The sequence below is a fragment of the Mesorhizobium sp. M1252 genome (assembly GCF_040318265.1).
Classification (GTDB): domain Bacteria; phylum Pseudomonadota; class Alphaproteobacteria; order Rhizobiales; family Rhizobiaceae; genus Mesorhizobium.
This window is the reverse complement of the sequence record NZ_JAMYLX010000053.1, coordinates 1-656: the sequence shown is the minus strand read 5'-3', so window position 1 is coordinate 656 and position 656 is coordinate 1. Positions and strand designations below refer to the sequence as shown.

The 656-nt window shown below is 60.7% G+C and carries 1 pseudogene; it reads left to right on the top strand.

Annotation, left to right across the window (positions count from 1 at the left end):
- A pseudogene (gene istB / locus NKH22_RS31485) lies at positions 1-656 on the top strand (IS21-like element helper ATPase IstB); the annotation flags it as partial.

The following is a 656-nucleotide window of genomic DNA, read 5'->3' as shown; positions in this document are numbered from 1 at the left end:
TAAAGACGGCGTTGCGGATGGGTCGGCTGGCAACCATCAAAACGCTCGCCGGCTTCGATTTCACTTTCCAGCCCTCCCTCGATCGCGATCGGATCTTCACGCTCGCGCAACTGGGTTTCGTCGAAAGGCACGAGGCCGCCCATTTCCTCGGGCCGCCGGGAACCGGCAAAAGCCATCTGGCTATCGCGCTCGGCGTCGAAGCTGTCAAAGCGGGCAAAAGCGTCTACTTCTGCACCCTGGCCGACCTCATTGCAGCGCTCTCCAGGGCCGAGCGCGAGGGACGGCTGCAAGAACGCATCCGCTTCTTCTGCAGGCCAAGTCTGCTGATCGTCGACGAGATCGGTTATCTCCCGGTCATCGCCGGCGGTGGCAATCTGTTCTTCCAGCTCGTCAACGCCCGCTACGAGAAAGGGGCAATGATCCTGACGTCCAATCGCGGCTTTGCAGAATGGGGAGATGTCTTTGGAGACCGTGGTCGCCACCGCGCTTCTCGACAGGCTTTTGCATCATGCCGTCGTCGTTCAGATCGAAGGATCAAGCTACAGGCTGCGCCAGCATGCCGAATTGATGCCTGAGCACGTCCGCTCGAAAGCCCTGATTCCCCACCGTCCTTCGCTCCACCATCACGGCCGCGCGATCGACCGCCGAAAAATACC